General features: G+C 34.4%; 17 protein-coding genes. 9 read left to right on the plus strand and 8 right to left on the minus strand.

Annotated elements, in window-relative coordinates; all coding sequences use genetic code 11:
- Positions 1 to 27: 27 nt before the first annotated feature.
- Positions 28 to 558, minus strand: coding sequence for a hypothetical protein (locus ACM39_RS19560; RefSeq protein WP_262483800.1), 531 nt, complete (start codon positions 556 to 558; stop codon positions 28 to 30).
- Complete coding sequence (locus ACM39_RS19470) at positions 518 to 2,104, minus strand: elongation factor G (RefSeq protein WP_262483801.1); 1,587 nt, start codon at positions 2,102 to 2,104, stop codon at positions 518 to 520. The genes ACM39_RS19560 and ACM39_RS19470 overlap by 41 nt, the downstream gene beginning before the upstream one ends.
- Positions 2,105 to 2,623: 519 nt before the next feature.
- Between ACM39_RS19470 and ACM39_RS12810 the strand changes: the two genes are divergently transcribed.
- The gene (locus ACM39_RS12810) at positions 2,624 to 3,658 is read left to right on the plus strand and encodes a TerC/Alx family metal homeostasis membrane protein (RefSeq protein ID WP_048511426.1); all 1,035 of its coding nucleotides are present in this window, start codon (positions 2,624 to 2,626) and stop codon (positions 3,656 to 3,658) included.
- Between the two features lie 39 nt (positions 3,659 to 3,697).
- Here ACM39_RS12810 and ACM39_RS12815 read toward each other — a convergent pair whose 3' ends face one another.
- On the minus strand, positions 3,698 to 4,696 hold the full coding sequence (locus ACM39_RS12815) for a catalase (protein ID WP_048511427.1): 999 nt from the start codon (positions 4,694 to 4,696) through the stop codon (positions 3,698 to 3,700).
- A 209-nt stretch (positions 4,697 to 4,905) separates the two neighbouring features.
- Here ACM39_RS12815 and ACM39_RS12820 point away from each other — a divergent pair, with 209 nt between their 5' ends.
- The 5 genes from ACM39_RS12820 to ACM39_RS12840 all read left to right on the plus strand — a co-directional run bounded on the left by ACM39_RS12820 (position 4,906) and on the right by ACM39_RS12840 (position 8,796).
- Positions 4,906 to 5,340: an FKBP-type peptidyl-prolyl cis-trans isomerase gene (locus ACM39_RS12820; RefSeq protein WP_082140597.1), complete on the plus strand. Its 435-nt coding sequence runs from the start codon at positions 4,906 to 4,908 to the stop codon at positions 5,338 to 5,340.
- A gap of 126 nt (positions 5,341 to 5,466) precedes the next feature.
- On the plus strand, positions 5,467 to 6,417 hold the full coding sequence (locus tag ACM39_RS12825; RefSeq protein WP_048511428.1) for a hypothetical protein: 951 nt from the start codon (positions 5,467 to 5,469) through the stop codon (positions 6,415 to 6,417).
- 66 nt (positions 6,418 to 6,483) lie between these two features.
- Positions 6,484 to 6,894 (plus strand): Rrf2 family transcriptional regulator, encoded by a 411-nt coding sequence (locus tag ACM39_RS12830; protein WP_048511429.1) that lies wholly within the window; start codon positions 6,484 to 6,486, stop codon positions 6,892 to 6,894.
- Between the two features lie 58 nt (positions 6,895 to 6,952).
- The gene (locus tag ACM39_RS12835; protein WP_048511430.1) at positions 6,953 to 7,603 is read left to right on the plus strand and encodes an NAD(P)-dependent oxidoreductase; all 651 of its coding nucleotides are present in this window, start codon (positions 6,953 to 6,955) and stop codon (positions 7,601 to 7,603) included.
- Positions 7,604 to 7,617: 14 nt separating this feature from the next.
- Positions 7,618 to 8,796: an MBL fold metallo-hydrolase gene (locus ACM39_RS12840; RefSeq protein ID WP_048511431.1), complete on the plus strand. Its 1,179-nt coding sequence runs from the start codon at positions 7,618 to 7,620 to the stop codon at positions 8,794 to 8,796.
- Positions 8,797 to 9,423: 627 nt separating this feature from the next.
- On the opposite strand, the gene ACM39_RS12845 is transcribed toward ACM39_RS12840, so the two are convergent.
- The 5 genes from ACM39_RS12845 to ACM39_RS12865 form a co-directional block, all read right to left on the minus strand.
- Positions 9,424 to 10,008 carry a DUF6705 family protein gene (locus ACM39_RS12845; RefSeq protein ID WP_048511432.1) on the minus strand — a complete coding sequence of 195 codons (585 nt, stop codon included), beginning with the start codon at positions 10,006 to 10,008 and terminating at the stop codon, positions 9,424 to 9,426.
- Positions 10,008 to 10,589: a DUF6705 family protein gene (locus ACM39_RS12850; RefSeq protein WP_131701455.1), complete on the minus strand. Its 582-nt coding sequence runs from the start codon at positions 10,587 to 10,589 to the stop codon at positions 10,008 to 10,010. The genes ACM39_RS12845 and ACM39_RS12850 overlap by 1 nt, the downstream gene beginning before the upstream one ends.
- A gap of 17 nt (positions 10,590 to 10,606) precedes the next feature.
- Positions 10,607 to 10,894 carry a hypothetical protein gene (locus tag ACM39_RS12855; RefSeq protein ID WP_048511434.1) on the minus strand — a complete coding sequence of 96 codons (288 nt, stop codon included), beginning with the start codon at positions 10,892 to 10,894 and terminating at the stop codon, positions 10,607 to 10,609.
- A 39-nt stretch (positions 10,895 to 10,933) separates the two neighbouring features.
- Complete coding sequence (locus ACM39_RS19240) at positions 10,934 to 12,256, minus strand: hypothetical protein (RefSeq protein WP_048511435.1); 1,323 nt, start codon at positions 12,254 to 12,256, stop codon at positions 10,934 to 10,936.
- Positions 12,257 to 12,829: 573 nt separating this feature from the next.
- Positions 12,830 to 13,864: a M23 family metallopeptidase gene (locus ACM39_RS12865; protein WP_048511436.1), complete on the minus strand. Its 1,035-nt coding sequence runs from the start codon at positions 13,862 to 13,864 to the stop codon at positions 12,830 to 12,832.
- Positions 13,865 to 14,089: 225 nt separating this feature from the next.
- Between ACM39_RS12865 and ACM39_RS12870 the strand changes: the two genes are divergently transcribed.
- The 3 genes from ACM39_RS12870 to ACM39_RS12880 all read left to right on the plus strand — a co-directional run bounded on the left by ACM39_RS12870 (position 14,090) and on the right by ACM39_RS12880 (position 18,643).
- The gene (locus tag ACM39_RS12870; protein ID WP_048511437.1) at positions 14,090 to 15,130 is read left to right on the plus strand and encodes an NAD(P)H-dependent glycerol-3-phosphate dehydrogenase; all 1,041 of its coding nucleotides are present in this window, start codon (positions 14,090 to 14,092) and stop codon (positions 15,128 to 15,130) included.
- A 225-nt stretch (positions 15,131 to 15,355) separates the two neighbouring features.
- Complete coding sequence (mqo, locus tag ACM39_RS12875; protein WP_048511438.1) at positions 15,356 to 16,861, plus strand: malate dehydrogenase (quinone); 1,506 nt, start codon at positions 15,356 to 15,358, stop codon at positions 16,859 to 16,861.
- A gap of 240 nt (positions 16,862 to 17,101) precedes the next feature.
- A complete protein-coding gene (locus ACM39_RS12880; protein ID WP_048511439.1) occupies positions 17,102 to 18,643 on the plus strand; it encodes a T9SS type A sorting domain-containing protein in 1,542 nt (513 codons plus the stop codon).

Genomic DNA, 18,643 nt, shown 5'->3' on the forward strand with positions numbered 1-18,643 from the left:
CAAAATAATATTTACAGCCCTCATTTTTTAGGTTACTAATGTATTTGCGATGAAATCGGGTACTAAAGCATAATGTAATAATTTCATGCTGATAGAAGCTCTACCGCTCGTCAATGTTCTCAAATCAGAAATATATCCAAAAGTAGAAGCCAAAGGTACTTCTGCTGTGAAGGTCTTTCTTCCCGATTTTTCATCAATTGAAGTGATAATTCCTCTTCGTTTGTTAATATCTGCAGTTACGATGCCTGTATATTCATCAATGCTTTGAATCTCAACTCGCATGATGGGTTCCAAAAATTTTGGTTTACAACTTTTTGCGATGGCTCTGAAGCCATCTCTTGCCGCAATTTCAAAATCGTAAGCCCCAGAATCTTCAGAATGAGCGGCACCATCAAGAAGCGTAATTTTCATGCCTTCCAATGGGTATCCGCTTAATACTCCGTTTTCCATTGCTTCTCTGAAACCTTTTTCAACGGAAGGAATAAATTCACTAGGAATCGCCCCGCCTTTAATTTGATTAATAAATTCCAATAAATTCCAACCCAATTTCATTATCATTTCTAGGCCCTATTTCAAAAGTTATATCCGCAAATTGCCCATTTCCACCATTTTGTTTCACGAGTTTTTCTCTATGAATTTTTGTTTCGGTTAGAATTTCCTTGTAAGAAACCTTAGGTTTACCCTGATTGATTTCGATTCCGTGATTCAATCGGATTTTTTCTAAAGTAACTTCCAAATGCAATTCACCAAGACCGCTCAGCAAAGTTTCACCTGTTTGTCTGTCTCTTTCAACAACCAAAGAGGGATCTTCTTCCTGAATTTTAGATAAAACCAATCCGAAAGATTTTTCATCAGCATTCGTTTTTGGTTCAATCGAAACTCTGATAACCGGAGCAGGGATCGTTATTGATTCTAATAATACAGGCCTTTTCAAACTTGATAGTGAATCTCCTGTTTTCGCATCTTTTATACCTGTTAAAGCAACGATATCCCCCGCTTTTCCTTCTTCAATTGTTAGTGTTTTATCCGACTGCATCTGTAAAATTCTCGAAATTCTAAAGCTTTCGCCAGTTCTCACATTCAGAACAGTATCTCCGGATTTTATCATTCCGGAATACATTCTAAGCATTGCTAATTTACCCATATGCTTATCAATCATCACTTTGAAAATAAGCCCTGAAAAAGTTTCTTTTTCATTTCTTTGCAGTACAATCGTTTCTTCAGTTTTAGGATTTTTGCCTTGAACAGAAGACAGTTGATCGGGAGCCGGAAGATAGCTTACAATCGCATCAAGCAATGGCTGGACTCCTTTGTTTTTAAAAGCAGAACCGCATAAAACCGGAACAATTGCTCTTGATTGACAAGTCCTTTGTATCGCTTCAAGAATCATTTCTTCAGAAATTTTATTTTCATAGTTTATGAACGTTTCAAAGAAAATTTCGTCATATTCAGCTAAATTTTCCATTAATTTTAATCTGAATTCACTTGCTTCGGTTTTATAATTCTCAGGAATTTCTTTTTCAATAAACATTTCGCCATTTTCATCGATCCAATACAAAGCTTTCTGTTTAATTAAATCAATGATTCCTACAAAATTATCTTCAGAGCCGATTGGAATTTGCAAAGCCAATGGAATTGCATTTAGCTTGGTTTTAATTTCATTTAAAACAGCAAAGAAATCAGCTCCGGTTCTATCCATTTTATTGATAAAACAGATTTTTGAAATCCCATGCTTTTCAGCTTGAAACCAAACGTTTTCTGTTTGAGGCTGAACTCCCGAAGCAGCACAAAAAACTGCAACAACACTGTCTAAAACTCTTAAAGAACGCTCAACTTCTACCGCAAAATCAATGTGCCCGGGAGTATCAATAATATTTATATTAAAAATAGTATTATCTTTTTTCCACTGGGTAGAAATGGCAGCAGAAGAAATGGTAATTCCTCTTTTTTTCTCCTGAATATCTTTATCCATCATAGTATTTCCTTCATCTACGTTCCCTATTTTATGAATCATTCCCGTGTAATAAAGCAGTCTCTCGGTGAGAGTCGTTTTTCCGGCATCTACGTGTGCTATTATCCCAATATTTCGTGTGTTGTATTTCATTTTGTTTAATTTAAATTGTTGATTTTTAAGGCTGTGTTTTTATATTTTTAAGCATAAAGACTTATAATCTTGCTATTTGTACGGCAAGAATATTTTCTCTTCATTTAAAAAACTGGACAACCTTTTCGAATGTGTAAAAAGCTGAAATTTGGGTAGCAAAAAAGGCCTATCTGAATAGATAGGCCTTCAATATGTTTTGTTTTATAAAGGTCGATCGTTATTCAGATAAATATTTAGTGCTACCAAAGTACACAGCTCTGATAGGATTGTTTAAAGTCATAATATTTATCATTTTTGTTGACATTGTTGGTTTTTAATCGGTTGCGAAATTAGAAAAATTTTTCAAATCTCAAAAATTTTTGAAAATAATTTTTTAATAAGATCATTTGATTGAATAATTTTAAAGAGAAGTTTGACCTTCTGAAATTTCCTCTAAAAATAATAATGGAGTAGGTTCGCTTGTTTTTATATATTATCTTTGATGCTATTGTGTTTATAGCAAATTAATACAAAGTTAAAGTGGAAAAACATCAAAGTATTTTAGACTTACACCCTGGTTTGGTGTGGGGATTCGGGATAACGGTTGTTATCATGTTATTGCTGGATTTAGGGATTTTTAATAAGAAAAGTCATGAGGTTTCTTCGAAAGAAGCTACAATCTGGTCGGTAGTATGGATCTCACTGTCTATGATTTTTTCAGGTGTTGTATATTGGGCTTTTAATACAGACGGAAGCCCGGAAAGCCACTCGCTTGCGATAGAGAAATTTACACAATATCAGGCTGCATATTGGATTGAAAAGGCACTTTCTGTAGATAATCTTTTTGTTTTTATCCTTGTTTTCGGATTCTTTAAAGTACCGAAATATCTTCATCATAAAGTTTTGTTTTGGGGAATAATAGGAGCGCTGATTTTCAGAGCCATATTTATTTTTGCAGGGATAGGAATTATCAATCTGACCTATTTACCTGAGATGGAAATTTTCGGAAATCCTGTTAAGATCAATGTTGTAATGACGCTTTTCGGCTTATTTTTGGTGTATGCCGGAATTAAGTCCTGGGGAGGTCATGATGATGGTGATGATGAAGACTATAATGATTCTGCAGGTGCAAAATTGGTAAAAAGCTTTTGGAAAGTTTCTTCGACCTATGATGGAGATAAGTTTTTCACAGTACAAAACGGTATCAAAATGGCGACTCCACTTTTGGTGGTGGTTGCTGTCATTGAGTTTACAGACGTACTTTTTGCAGTAGACTCTATTCCTGCAATTTTTGCAATTTCAAACGACCCGTTTATTCTTTATACTTCAAATATTTTCGCAATTTTGGGATTAAGATCATTGTATTTTTTACTGGCAAATTTTATTTATATGTTCAGCAAACTTTCATACGGTCTGGCCATAATTTTATCTTTCATTGGAGTAAAGATGTTGATTGCTCCTTGGATACATATTCCATCACCCGTTTCTTTAGGAATTGTTGGAGGTGTTCTTGTAGTTTCTGTTTTAGTGTCATTACTGTTTCCCGATAAGAAAATAAAAAAGAAATTAGAATAAAACCAGAATATAAGGGCTTTGCAATTTTGTAAAGCCTTTTTATTTGTATTTCAAAAGTTTATTGATTTTCTGACGGGTTTGTAATGAAACCTTATAAGCTTCATTCCTTAGTTTCTGTATTTTTCCGACAGGTTGAAAGAATAGTTTACTTTCAAAAGGATTAAATGAAAGAAGCTCATTTTCACAAGCAGCGGAATTTAAAAGAGAATCTTTCTCAATTTTTACTTCTCCTATTTTAATGAAAGGTGAATTTTTCCATTCTACATTGAGCTTGTTGATAGGCTGGTCTTTTGAATCATAACAAATTTGAATCAAAACATCGGCGGTAAAATCATTTGTTTTAAGATAATTTTCAAGAGCGTCTTTTGTAGTCAGCTTTTTTCCAAAGTTTTTATTGATATTTCGGGGGCTAAGTTTTATTTTAATCATATTTTCACCTAATCTGTAAGCCCCGACAGAATAATAATCAAATGACAAAAGAAAATCATTTTTTTTACTGATGAGCTTTAAAATATTTTTAAAAAAAGAGACTGTGAAAATTGATGGAGTAACTTTCAATATTTGAAGTATTAATGAGAGTAAACTCCATTTTTTTAGATAAAAACGATTAACTGAGGTAAATAATTTTAAAAATATACTTACAGAATTTATCGGGAACAACGGGAAATTTACCAAAGGATAATTGGCTATTAGATCACCATTTTCATCTTTTATTTTTACGGCAAAGCCATAGGCCGGAATATCCTTTTTACTCTTCTGAATTTTCAAATTGGCATTCGAAAATCTTATGATTAAATCATATTTTTCTTTATCAAAAAATTGTTGTAACTCGATCGGGATTTTCTTTTCAATTAAAAATTTACCTGTAGCAAGAGCATATGTTTTTGCATGCGCATTTCTTGTAGCGTAGTTTACGTCACTTACCCTTGATGATTGTTCAACAAAATCAGCGATACTTTTTTTATTGATTTCAAGGAGTTCATTTTCCTCGTCAGTCAGCTGATCGTATTTCTTATTATATTTTAATGGAACTGGCATTTAGTTTTTAAATTCAATTATAACGCCAAGTTTTGGAATATGAGTTAACATAATATTAAGTGTTTTTGAATTTATCTCAGTGTACGGGCTAAATGTTTGTAAATGTGACAAATATAAATCGTATTTATTAATTGTTTTATTTTTAATTATGAATGGTTACAATTTCTGACTTACGTTTCCAAAGTCTTATCTTTGTAAAAAAATTAACAATGGGAGTAGCAGATTTGTTATTTAAACGTAAGAAAGAACAGGCCGAAAAAAACCTTAATGAAGGTAAAGCTTACATGGAAGAGTACGGCAAAAGAGAAAGTGTGGTACAGTTACCAAGCGGTTTGCAATATGAAGTCATTACTGAAGGCGACGGGGAAAAACCGGGTCCTAAATCTATGGTAAAATGCCACTACCACGGAACTACGATTGCAGGTAAAATCTTTGACAGCTCTGTAAAAAGAGGCACACCGGCATCTTTTCCACTAAACAAAGTAATTGCAGGATGGACAGAGGCTTTACAATTAATGCCTGTTGGAAGCAAGTGGAGACTGATTATTCCTCCGCATTTGGCTTATGGAGAACAACAAATCAGTAAAGAGATAGGCCCAAACAGTACGCTTGTTTTTGAAGTGGAATTGTTGGGGATAAAATAATTTTACTTTAAAAATAGCTTAAAAATTTACCCGGATTCGGGTAAATTTTTTATTTGTATTATATTCGTGCTTATTTTAATTTCAAATTTTACCTCTTTGTAGTTTTTACACAAAAAATACATTGATATGAAAAAACTGTTTTACCTCTTTGCTATTTTTAGCTTAATAACTTCCTGTGTTTCCAAAAAAAATCAGGCAATAAAGCAGAATATCCTTACGCTTCGTGACAGCTATTGCAAGGCACCCTTTCAATATAATTATACAAACAGAATTCCGTCATATAACTCTGATTCTATTTTAAATGCAAATAAAGACTTAAAGGGAACGTTTTCAGATCAAAGTATTTTGATTTTGAATGCATTAGATAACCTTGATGAAGTGCATCAAATTATTGGTTTAAAGAAAGATTCATCTTTGGCATCACAGGTAAAAGTTCTGCAGCTCAAAACTAAAATTAACAGTAAAATCACCATTGCATTGACGGAGTTAGATGCTGTAGCCGCTGAATTTGACTGTGAAGGTGAAAGAGTGGCTCAAATTGGAAATTATGTTGACAATCTGAATGATTCCAGAAACAATAAATTGATTTTATATTCGATTGTTACAGGGGCAGCTGCTTCTATTGCCGGCGGAATTATAAAAGATGATGCCTGGAGTAATGCAGTTGATATCAGCGGAGGAGCTTTAGGTGCAGGTTTCGGTTTAGCCACCTTAAATCCAAAGGGGAAAAAGGTAGAATTTATTCATCAGAGAAACCTTTTAAGAGATATTTGGAATGAAAAATTAGAATCGCCAAATTTTCCACCATTCATTTGGTATATGTATACTGAAAAAAAATTTTCAAATAAAGAAAAGCATTCTATTATTGGAAATATGAAGGAAAGATGGCTGCATTATCAGTTTGATGATGACAAAGATGCGGCAAATCGGTCAGTTATTTTCAGTGACGGAGGGTATTACAGAGCGGATGATCTACATAACAGAGCAGCAATGCTCAATCAAATGCAATCAGCGACAAGAACTATCAATCAGAATATCAATTATTTATTGTTAGATTTGGATAAATTGATATTGTAAGGATAATTTAAGTGTAATAAAATTTGTTACATTTATAAATTTGCTTATCTTTGCCATGTAATTACGATGAACAATACAAGATTTGCTACGGCGATACACATCATGACACTTTTGGCAAAAAGCCCTCAGGATTGGCTAACTTCTGAGTGGATGGCGGGCAGCATTAATATAAATCCTGCAGTTGTACGTAAAGAAATCAGTGTTTTGAGAGGAGCGGGTTTGATTATTAGCAGGCAGGGAAAAGATGGTGGCAGTCAGCTTGCAAGACATTCAGATTCTATTACAATCTCTCAAATCTATTCAGCAGTGAAAAATACTGAAGTTTTGGGAAAGAAAAATCAAAATCCCAATCCGGCTTGCAGTGTCGGGAGGGAAATTAATAATCATTTGAACGATTTATTTGTAGAGACAGATAAATTGGTTGTCAATTTTTTAGGAGATAAATCATTGAAAGAATTCACTGATCAGTTCGGATAAATTTTTTTTATCTATAAATGTAACAGATTTTATTACAGTTTAATTAAAATAAAATATTATGAAAAAAGTAGCGGTAATCGGTGCGACAGGATTTGTGGGAACACAAGTAGTAAAAGAATTAGTAAACAGAGGATATGAAGTAGAAGCAGTAGTGAGAGATGCTTCAAAAGTTCAGCAGAATGAAAAGGTAACAGCAAAAAGCGTTGATGTAAACAATATTGATGAATTGGCAGATGCTTTGAAAGGAAACGACGCAGTCATCAGCGCTTTCAATGCAGGTTGGACGAATCCTGATTTATATAACGATTTTCTGAATGGTTCGATGAATATTGAAAAAGCAGTTGAAAATTCCGGGGTAAAAAGATTTATTACAGTTGGCGGAGCAGGGAGCCTTTACATTGATGGTAATCAATTGGTTGACGGGCCGGATTTTCCTGAAGATTATAAGGCCGGAGCAACTGCGGCAAGAGATTATTTAAATAAAATCAAGGAAAATACAACGTTGGATTGGACATTTTTTAGTCCCGCAATTGAAATGCATCAGGGAACTGCCGGTGTGAGAGTTGGAAAATACCGAACAGCTTTGGAAAACCCGGTATTTGATGAAAACGGAAGAAGTATACTTTCTGTGGAGGATGTTGCGGTAGCATTGGTAGATGAATTGGAGCAAAATAACCATATCCGTGAACGTTTTACGGCTGCTTATTAATCAAAATTATTGAAATGATGATTAAAGAGAAATTATTTTCATTACTTCTTATATTCGGTTTTATAAGCTCTGTATTTGCCGGAGGTTTAAAAATTAAAGTCTATAATCCCGGTTCTAAAGCAATTTTTCCCATTACGTCAACGATTGTGTATGGTGACAAAGATGCAATGCTGATTGATGCCCAATTTCAAAAGCAATATGCAGAGGAGCTTGTAAAAGAGATAAAATCAACAGGTAAAGATCTGAAAATTGTTTTTATTTCCCACAGCGATCCTGATTTTTATTTTGGTTTAGATGTTATTAAAAAGAATTTCCCTGATGCCAAAATCATTTCGACAGCTCAGACTGCTTATCTTATTTCAGCTTCAAAAGATGATAAGTTAGCTGTTTGGGAGGCAAAATTAAAAAGTGATGTACCTTCAGAAATTATTGTTCCGGAAGCTGTTGATTCAATTCCTGATTTGGAAGGGAATAAAATTGAGATTAAACAAAACCTGGACGATTCTGCGCATAGCTTTCTTTGGATTCCGTCGATAAAAACCATTGTGGGTGGAATTTCTGTAACAGTCGATTCTCACATCTGGATGGCGGATACCCCAAATAAAGATGCGATTGATCGATGGATTTTCCAGATCGATGTGATGAAGGCTCTGAACCCGCAATGGGTGGTTCCTTCACATTATGCAAAACAAGATCTTTCGCCAGGCTCATTAGATTTTGTTAAAAGCTACCTTAAAAATTACAAAAAAGCGGTGAACGAAAATAAAACTTCCGAAGCGATTGTAAATTTTATGGTAACACAATATCCTAATCTTTCAGGAAAAGAGGAGCTGGAAATGGGCGTAAAAATTTTTCTGGGTGAAATGGTTTGGGATTTAAAATCACCTTATCCCGCAATCGGAAGAAAAGTTGAGGTTAATTTTAACGGGACTAAGTTTGTTTTAAACTTTAAGGATAATAAAACCATGTCATTGATTGGAACTGAAGGTTCTGTCAAAGGAATTACAGATACAGTTCAATACACCGCTGTGGAAGTTGCAAAAAATGTTTTTATGGTATATTGGTACGAATCCAAACATGGGGATAATGTTACTCATGTTCAGGATTATAATAAAAATATAGTTTACTCAAATATAGCAACTAAAGACGGTTCTTTTACCCATGTTAAAGGTAGACTTACTATTTTAAAATAATTAGTTTTACGATTAAGAAACAGTATTGGCGGCACCAAAGGTACTGTTACGCTTGAAATTAAATGAAAACCTTGAAAGGAGTTTTGTGTAACAACGGCTCTTTCAGGGGTTTTCTGTTTTGTAGGATATCATATTTACAGCTCGAAATTTCAAATTTCTCACTGAATTTCTTAAATGTTGGAACATTGTCGATACAAAATCCAACACCTTAATTTAAACATTGGCTCGTATGTTATTCGTATCTTTGCACCCCTCAAAACACGGGTTAACACTAACCTAAAAACCATATAAATTATGCTAAAGACAAAATTTTTTGTCAGAAAAACGTCTGGCGAAGGCGTAACACCTATTTATATAAGAGTAACAAACGGAAGAGCGTTTGACTTAATGGAGTATATTTATTTGAATTAAATAATAGAATTACTATGCTTACAATGTAGCTGAATTAAGCCCATACAAGGCTGATTTAACGAGTTTTCCTCGAAATTAATAAATGCGCCAGACCTTGTTAATAACATTAAAAAACAGGCTCGTTTTGAGCCTGTTTTTATCTATTTTCAAAATCTAATTCATTTGATTTCTTCTCAGATTTATTTACAATTAGATTGAACTTGTAGCTATATTTTGTTATTGTTTAATAAATATAATATCTTCTTTAGGAAAATTGATTGGCAAATCTCCACCACTTTTAATCAAATTTGCATACTGGCAATTTTCATCCAAAAGACTTGGCACATATCGAAATTTCATCTGCATCTGTGTTTTTTCAGGATTAAGAAATTTTATATCCAAACTTGCCATTTTATTGCACATATTTTTAGGGAAAAATGTGATAGTTACATATTGAGATGATAATAGACTTTTTGTAACTCCCCAAAATTCAGCATTTTCATTATCAAAATTGGAGATACGGTCTATTTCTACAGTTCCATTAGCATCAATTATTTTGCGTTCTCCTAAAATTTGATCACTATAATAGTAAAATGAGCTCATTAAGGACTCAGATTTCAATTTTATTTTCCTTAAATCTAAGTAAATTGTTTTCCCTTGCCAATTGGCTTTCCATAAACCGACATATTGGTCAAGTTCATTATTAATATCTTTTATATATGCCCCACTGGGTACATCACCTGCCGATGTGCTTAAAGGATAAATCTGTGCTTTGCAAGATATTGTAGTTATTAAAAACATTAATAATATTATATTTTTCATTATTGTTTAATAAATATAATGTCTTCTTTAGGAAAATTGATTGGTAAATCTCCACCGCTTTTAATCAAATTTGCGTATTGGCAATTTTCATTCAAAAGGCTTGGCACATATCGAAATTTCATTTGCATCTGTGTCTTCTCTGGATTAAGAAATTTTATATCCAAACTTGCCATTTTATTACACATATTTTTTGGAAAAAATGTGATCGTTACATATTGAGATGATAAAAGACTTTTTGTAACTCCTCTGAATTCGGCATTTTCATTGTCAAAATTGGAGATACGGTCTATTTCTACAATTCCATTGGCGTTAATAATTTTTCTTTCTCCAAATATTTCATCCATATAAATATTTGCACCGTCTAAATGAGAATATTTTTTTTTGACTTTTTTTAAATCTAAATAAATTGTTTTCCCTTGCCAATTGGCTTTCCACAAACCAATATATTGGTCAAGCTCATTATTGATGTCCTTAATGTAGGAACCGTTAGGAACATCTAAAGTTGAGGTGTTTAATGGATAAATTTGTGCTTTGCAAGATATTGTCGTCATAAAAAGTATTAATAATATTATATTTTTCATAAGATAGATTTTGTTGATTATGGACAAGGAGATTCTTTTCTTTCGTTATTTTCAAGTTTTAATTCAGTACGTTCATTATTGTTTATTCTGAAAACTCTGAGACCGTTCATTTTGAGTTTTTTATCAAGGAATTTCAAGAATTGTTCTTCTACATCTATCATATTATAAGTATAATTACCATTTGAATCTGTTCCTGTTATCCCATTGTTTATTGCTTTAATATATTCATTATTTAAATCATCTATCTGCTGGTCAGTAAGGCTTGGAAAGTTATTAAAACTTAAAGCCCCATCAAATGTAAGCATATAACTTCCATTTGAAGTTACCACTGTGTAGGAAATTTCTCAGTCATCAGGAAGTGGGATGTTATTAGGGTTTGACATGCTTTTATTATTCTTCACAAACTGTACCCATTCGTTAAATCTCTTAACGTCTTCTGGAGAAAAAATAGGATACATTTTGTCAATGTGTGAATGCATAAATGTTACGGAAGTTGGTATAGCATTAAAATTAATAAAAGCACTATTAGGATATAATTCTAAGGTTCTGTAGTCTCCTCCTGTTCCATTGTAAGGTAGTTCATAGCTAAAACCAAATTCATGGTCTTCGTGAGTTTTTGTAACAAGATAGTTTTTTTTATTTTTAAATTTACTATCAGAAGTAATAGTTTTTACTTTTTCACAAGGAGTATTAATATATTGATTATAAAATTGTTCCCAAGTTAAATTAGGATTTTCCATAAAAAGCTGTATTGCAAAATTTGCAAAATCCTGATAATAACTGTTTGGTGGTGGAGATGAAGGCGGGATATGGTCAAGATAATACTCTAAAATATTACAATAAATATCTGCGTGTTCTACAGCCCAAGATTTTGTTTGGTCGGTTTGTGAGTAGAAAAAGCTACTCGCTCTTGCAGCTCTCACATAAGACGGGTCTATTGAAGGAGGGATGTTAGGGTCAACGATGTAACCACTTGGGTCATATAATCCTGAACCGCCACCGCCACCACCGTCTCCACCGCCTGGAAAACTTCCGCCTCCGCCAGTACTTCCACCGCCTCCGCCCCCACATTCGTAAGAAGTGTAGCCAGAGCTTGTGAAAAGACAGTTGGAGCATTTGTCACATTGTGACCAAGATACACCTTCTTTACAATGCCATATTTCTACGGAATAAAAATCTGTACATATCCTTGCAGTTGATGGATTGTCAATTTTTGTTACGATACCTTTTTGAGAGTCATACACAGGAATAATTTCGTTATCTAGAATCTTAATAATTGAAAATGCTACATCATTCCCTTTTTTTCTGTAAACAAGATTGTAAACTATTTCAGGACTTTCAAAAATATTGTATGCTCTTAAAGCATAAGTTTGAATATTGTTGACATCCATTTTGTAAATGGAAGTTTCGTCAATAAAAAATCTCTTCAGATAATCAGAATTTGTGCTGCTTTTACCAGATAAAGAACTAGCCGACCTTTTAAACTCATTAACTCCGCTCAAAAAAGTTTCTTTCTGAAAAGTACCTGTACTGATTTTTTGATGAATGTGTTCTCCTAATTTTTCTTCATTGTGTCTTCCTGTTGCTTCTAAATCAGTTCTACAGGAGTGAAAAGTGACGCTAAAGGCTATCAATAATGATAACCACAAAATAAATTTGTTTCTCATTTAATTGTTTTTATTTGAATGTTGTAAAAATAATTCTTTTTATTAATTATTGAAATTTTCTTAAAAAAAGTTGTTTTTCAAAGATAAAATTGCGACACGACAAAACGCGTCGTATTATATTTATGATGCTTAAATATTTCTATTGGTTGGAAATCTTTTTAAAATGTCTCTCAATAGAAGTGTAGACCACTCAAAGAAAATATAATTCTCACTATCGACACATCTAAAAGTAGCTGAAAAGTTACCATTTTAAGTAAGATTAGAAACATAGTTCCTTTAAAACTCTATATGTTTAAAATGGTACTTTATGTATGAAAAAGGAAAGGAAAAAGAGGTCTTTTGAGCGGGTAAATTCTTTGCGCTATAATTAATCTATATGAATATTTTTGTAGTTTCGGGCATAGCATTTGTATCTTTGTGGCAGAGTTCTTTGAGAAGGGTTTGAAATTTGAATGTCGGTAAAATGTTGGAATTTTTCCAAACAAAAAAATCGCAATCTACCATTAATAGGCTGATTACGATTCTTAATGGCGGCACCTTTGGTGCCACCAATACTGTTTGATATCAAAATCTTTATAAATTCAAAAATAATTTCGGGTTTACCGGAGTATTATTTTTGTGTACTTCATAATGTAGGTGAGGGCCCGTAGAGCGGCCAGAGTTCCCTGATTTTGCGATTACCTGACCTACTTTTACTTTATCATTTGCTTTTGCAATAAGTTGTGATAAGTGACCATAAAGTGTTGCCAGGCCATTTCCGTGAGAAACAATAACGCAATTTCCGTAACCTCCTTTTTGACCTGAAAAAATTACCGTTCCTGCAGCAGTGGCAATGACATTAGAACCGTAAGCAACGGCGATATCCAGTCCTTTATGAAACTGCATTTGATCAGCTTCCGCAGGTGGATTGTTTTTTTCGGTCATCGCTTTGGAGTTTGAAGTTGTCGCAATAGCTTTTGTAGTGGAAGCTGCTGCTGTTGGTGAAGGGGCAGGAGGGGTAGCTTTTGGTGTTACCATTACTTTTACCTCTCTTTTATTTCCGTAGCTGTCTGTAAGCTCGATTGTTTTTTCCACAGGCTCTGCTTTTACTTCCGGTTTTGGAGCGGCAGTAAGGGCAGCAGGCTTTGATTCTGTAGCAGGGTTTGTTTTTACCGAAGCATATACGGTTTTAAAAGGAATAGGATTTTTTCGGATTCCGAAATTTGATGAAATATATCCGTCAGTTGGCATTCCTAAAGGAACCTGTAATAATTTTTTTTGTAAATCAATTAGATATTGGCTGTATCTGTTCGCCTGTTTTGCCAAATAAACAGAATTTGAAATACTGTCTTTGCTCAGCATCATTATTTTTTCGTTGGGAACGTCTTTTGATTTTAAAAACGAATTAAGTTGAGCAACAGATTGATCTACGAGGCTCAAATCTGTTTTCATCTTCAAGTAATCTACACTATCTTTTTGTGTATTTATTTTTACGAGATTCACTTCATAAGTTTTGTCATCTCTCTCAGAAAATAATTTAGCAATAAAAATGCCTTGCGCAAAAACTATCAATAAAAGCCCACCAATTAGGATATTGACATTCTTCTTGCTGCTTAGAAATTTCTTCATATTTCTTGCTCTTAGATTAAAAAAACGGTTTTAAGCCTGCAAATTTAATTAAAAATAATATTTTGATGTTATTCTTAGCATACTTTTATTTTTATCTGTGAATAACGGTGATTTACATATTTAATTGTGTTGAAGTGTTAATTTTATCTAAAAATGGCTTTTATCATATATTGAAAAGCACTGTTAAGACTACGATTTAATATATTTGCAATTCACATTTCAATTATGGCGAAAAAGAAAACAATTTCGGAATCTTCAAGTTCAAAAAAAAATAAAAAGGATATTTCCGTAGGAGTAGTAGGAAGCGGAAGTTTTGCTACAGCAATTGTAAAAATGCTTGTGGAAAATTGCAAAGTGGTGCACTGGTGTGTAAGAAACGAGTTTGTGAAAGGAGCGATTGAGCTTCGGGGGCATAACCCGACTTACCTTACAGCAGTTAATTTTAATTTGAAAAACCTAAAGCTGACAACAGATATTAACGAACTGGTTTCTGCATGCGATATTGTGGTTTTAGCAACGCCTTCCATCTACCTTTCTGATACATTGGAGAAGATGAATTGTGAGTATAAAGACAAAATTTTTGTTTCGGCGATAAAAGGGATTATTCCTAAAGTGAATGATGTGGTTGCTCATTATTTACGAGACGAATTTAAAATAGGGTTCAGAAACCAGGCCGTGATTGCAGGCCCTTGTCATGCAGAAGAAGTAGCGATGGAAAGACTTTCCTATCTTACAATCGCTACGGTAGAAGATGAGGTTTCTGATAAATTGTTTGATATTTTTAATTCTGATTTCATTAAAGTAAATTCAAGTAAAGATATTCTAGGAAACGAATACAGTGCAATTCTTAAAAATATTTTTGCCATCGGAGCAGGAATTGCGAGTGGTTTAGGCTATGGAGATAACTTTACTGCCGTTTTTGTTTCCAATGCCATCCGGGAAATGGAAACATTCCTTGAAGCTATTTATGAAGCGCCAAGAGATGTCAATGAAAGTGCTTATTTAGGAGATTTATTGGTTACAGCATATTCTTTGTTCTCAAGAAACAGGAACTTAGGAAATCTTATCGGGAAAGGATATACTGTAAAATCTGCAATTCAGTCAATGAACATGGTAGCGGAAGGCTATTACGCTGCCGATTCTATTTATAAAACTTCAAAGCAAAAAGGTCTTGCATTGCCGATTGTAGATACTATTTATGCTATTTTATACGAAGGAAAAAATGCTGAAAAACAATTCAGGAAACTAACTGCGAAACTGAACTAAATTATATTTAAATATAAAAAACTGACTCTGTTTAATGTAATGAATTAACCAGAGTTTTTTATAGGTTTGATTAATCATTTTAATTCAAACAAATTGATAATTTCCATCATATTTTTTTAACTTAATTAAAATTTCCATTCAGGCTGAAAATTGTCGTGTTAAAAATTATAAAACGATAACCGATTTTAAGAAGTTTTCCCGAAATTTGATGTAAAATTTAGAATTATGTCACATTCGCTTATAAGCAGAACACCAAAACCAAAATATGATGTTGTACTGATAGGTGGCGGAATCATGAGTGCCACTTTAGCAACCTTACTTCACGAGTTTGATCCCAATCTGGAGATCGCAATTTTTGAAAGATTGGGCAGGTTTGCAAAAGAGAGTACAGCAGCCTGGAATAATGCAGGAACAGGGCATTCCGCTTTTTGTGAACTCAATTATACTCCTGAAAAACCAGATGGAACAATAGATATTTCAAAAGCTGAGACTATTGCAGAACAATTTGAGATTTCAAAACAGTTTTGGTCTTATCTTATAACGAAAGGATATGTTAGTGAACCTAAAGATTTCATTAATTCATGTTCTCATATGAGTTTGGTATTCGGTGAAAAAGATGCTGAATACCTGAGAAAACGTTATGAAAAAATGTCTGAATCTGTTTTGTTTAAAGGAATGGAATTTTCCTCTGAACATGAACAACTGAGAGAATGGCTTCCTTTGATAATGAGCAAGAGAAATAAATCTGAGGTGATGGCCGCTACCAAAATGGATTTGGGGACAGATGTCAACTTCGGAAGTTTGACGAGAAAAATGGGCAGACATTTGCTTGAGGATTCTAATGTTGAGGTTTTCTTGTATCATGAAGTAAAAGATATTGATCCAAGAGAAGACGGAGCATGGGAAATGAAGATAAAAGACCGAATTCATAATCATAAGCAGGAAGTAGTTGCAGATTTTGTCTTTATCGGAGCCGGAGGTTATGCGTTGCCATTATTGGATAGTTCAGATATCAAAGAGAGCGAAGGATATGGAGGGTTCCCGGTTTCCGGCCAGTGGTTAGTAAGTCATAATCAGGAATTGGTAGAAAAACATCAGGCTAAAGTATATACTCAGGCAACTGTAGATGCGCCGCCAATGTCTGTTCCGCACTTGGATTTAAGAATTATTGATGGTAAAAAAGCACTTCTTTTTGGGCCTTTTGCCGGATTTTCAACTAAATTTTTAAAAGAAGGAAGTTATCTTGATTTGCCTGAAAGTGTTAATACCAAGAACTTACGATCTTTATTCGGAGCTTGGTGGCATAATATTCCTTTGACAAAGTACCTGATTCAGCAGGTTGCGATGACCAAGGCACAAAGAATGCAGCATTTGAGAGAGTTTATAAAAGATGCGAAAGAAGAGGATTGGGAACTGAAAGTTGCCGGACAGAGAGTACAGGTCATTAAAAAAGATGAAAAGGACGGAGGAAAATTAGAGTTTGGAACTGAGGTTGTAGTCAATAAAGCCGGAACAATTGCTTCATTGCTGGGAGCCTCACCTGGAGCGTCTACTGCAGTGTATGCAATGCTGAATGTACTTGAAAAATGTTTCCCGGAAAAAATTCAGGGAGAGTGGAAAGATAAATTGCTTGAAATGGTTCCTTCTTACGGACAGAAATTGGCAGATAATCCTGAGCTTACACAAAAAGTAAGAAATTACTCAAAAGAAAAGTTAGAATTAGAATACTAAAATAAACTTTATTGTAAAAAATGAATGGCTTCACTGATTAAGTGAAGCCATTTTTATTTAACTGAAACACGTCAATTTCTGTCGCTTTACCGTTCTATTTTTGCCTAAGGTTGCAATAAACCATTAACCTATAATTTGACATTAAATCTCATTCAGGTGAGAGAGTAATTATTAAAATTCGTTAAATTTGCATCATTGTGATAATAAAAACTAATATTAACCTTTAAATACACAAAATAGATGAAAAAGCTCTACTTTAGTGCATTAACCTTATGCACAGTTTCCGTACTGTATTCTCAGGAAGTAGTCTGGCAAAAGGATATTAAATCCTCGACACAGGATTTTCTGAGCCAGGTAACCACCACCATTGACGGTCAGTACTTAATCTCAGGAAGCTCTATCCGGGCTTCAAAACAGCAATCTACCGAAAACAAGCAGAACAATGGCTACGATTTTCACCTGGTCAAACTCAATCAGCAGGGAGAACAGGTCTGGGAGAAGTATTTTTCAGGTTCGAACCATGATTTTCTTTCGGCCACCGTTGCCACTCAGGAAGGTGGATTTCTACTGGCAGGAACCTCTTATTCTGGAAAAAGTTTAGACAAAAAAGAGGATGCTAAGGGCGGTTCAGACATCTGGCTTGTCAGAATCAATGAATTTGGGGATGAAATGTGGCAAAAAACCATCGGCGGCGCTTCAGATGAAGAATCCAGGGCAGTGATTCAGACAACGGATTTAGGATTTGTGGTGGCGGGAAATGTTCAAAATTCGGCTAAAGGATACGGTTCTAAGGATGTTTTAATCATTAAATTAGATAAAAACGGAGGCATAGCCTCTCAAATTATACTGGGCGGAAAAGGGCTGGATGAGGTTGAAAAGATGATTCCAACGAAAGACGGCGGCGCTTTATTAGGAATATATTCGAGAAGCAGTGCAAGCGGTTCCAAAAAGACGGAAAACTTTGGTGAAGGCGATTATTGGATTGTAAAGCTGAATAAAGACGGGAAAGTGGAATGGGAAAAGAACTTCGGAGGTAAAGGAGACGACCATTTGAGGACCCTTTCAATGACTTCAAACGGATATATTATCGGGGGAGAAAGCCGTTCTGCAAGGTCCGGGAACAAATCGATGGGAATCGAAGAAGGAACGGATGTATGGCTGATTTCCCTGGATGAAAAAGGTGAAGAAATCTGGCAAAAGTCCTACAATTTCAAAAACAGGGATGTTTTGATGGGAATGAGTGTGTTGAATTCTTCCGAAGGTAAGTCTAAAGGGATTTTACTGGGTGGATATACCCAGGCAGAAGGCAGAATGGAGAGTGATGATGAAACGTTCTGGATGCTGTATCTGAACCAGGACGGCAATGAAGAATGGAGAAAATATGTAAAAGGCGAATCGAGAAAACGTGAGGAAAGGCTTTCTGATATAAAACTGAACCGGGACGGTTCTATAATTTTGGCCGGAACCAGTGCACAGGAGCTTGGAAAAGAAAACTGGAAGATTGTAAAGCTGGGCGACAAGCAAATCGACCAGTTGATTGAAAAGCAAAATATTAAGATTTACCCGAATCCTGTTTCGGACTATGCCTATGTGGAGATAGGTTTTGATTTCAAGGAAGCGGAGATTAATGTGTTTGACATGAGCGGAAGACAGTTGCAGAGCCTGAAAACCAGAAACAAGGTGACCAAGATTAATACGCAGGCTTTGATTCAGGGGGCTTACCTGGTGACCATTAAAACGGAGGAGAATAAAACAGCAAATGCCAAAGTGATTAAGAAATAA

Source organism: Chryseobacterium sp. FH2, assembly GCF_001045455.1.
Taxonomy (GTDB): Bacteria; Bacteroidota; Bacteroidia; order Flavobacteriales; family Weeksellaceae; genus Chryseobacterium.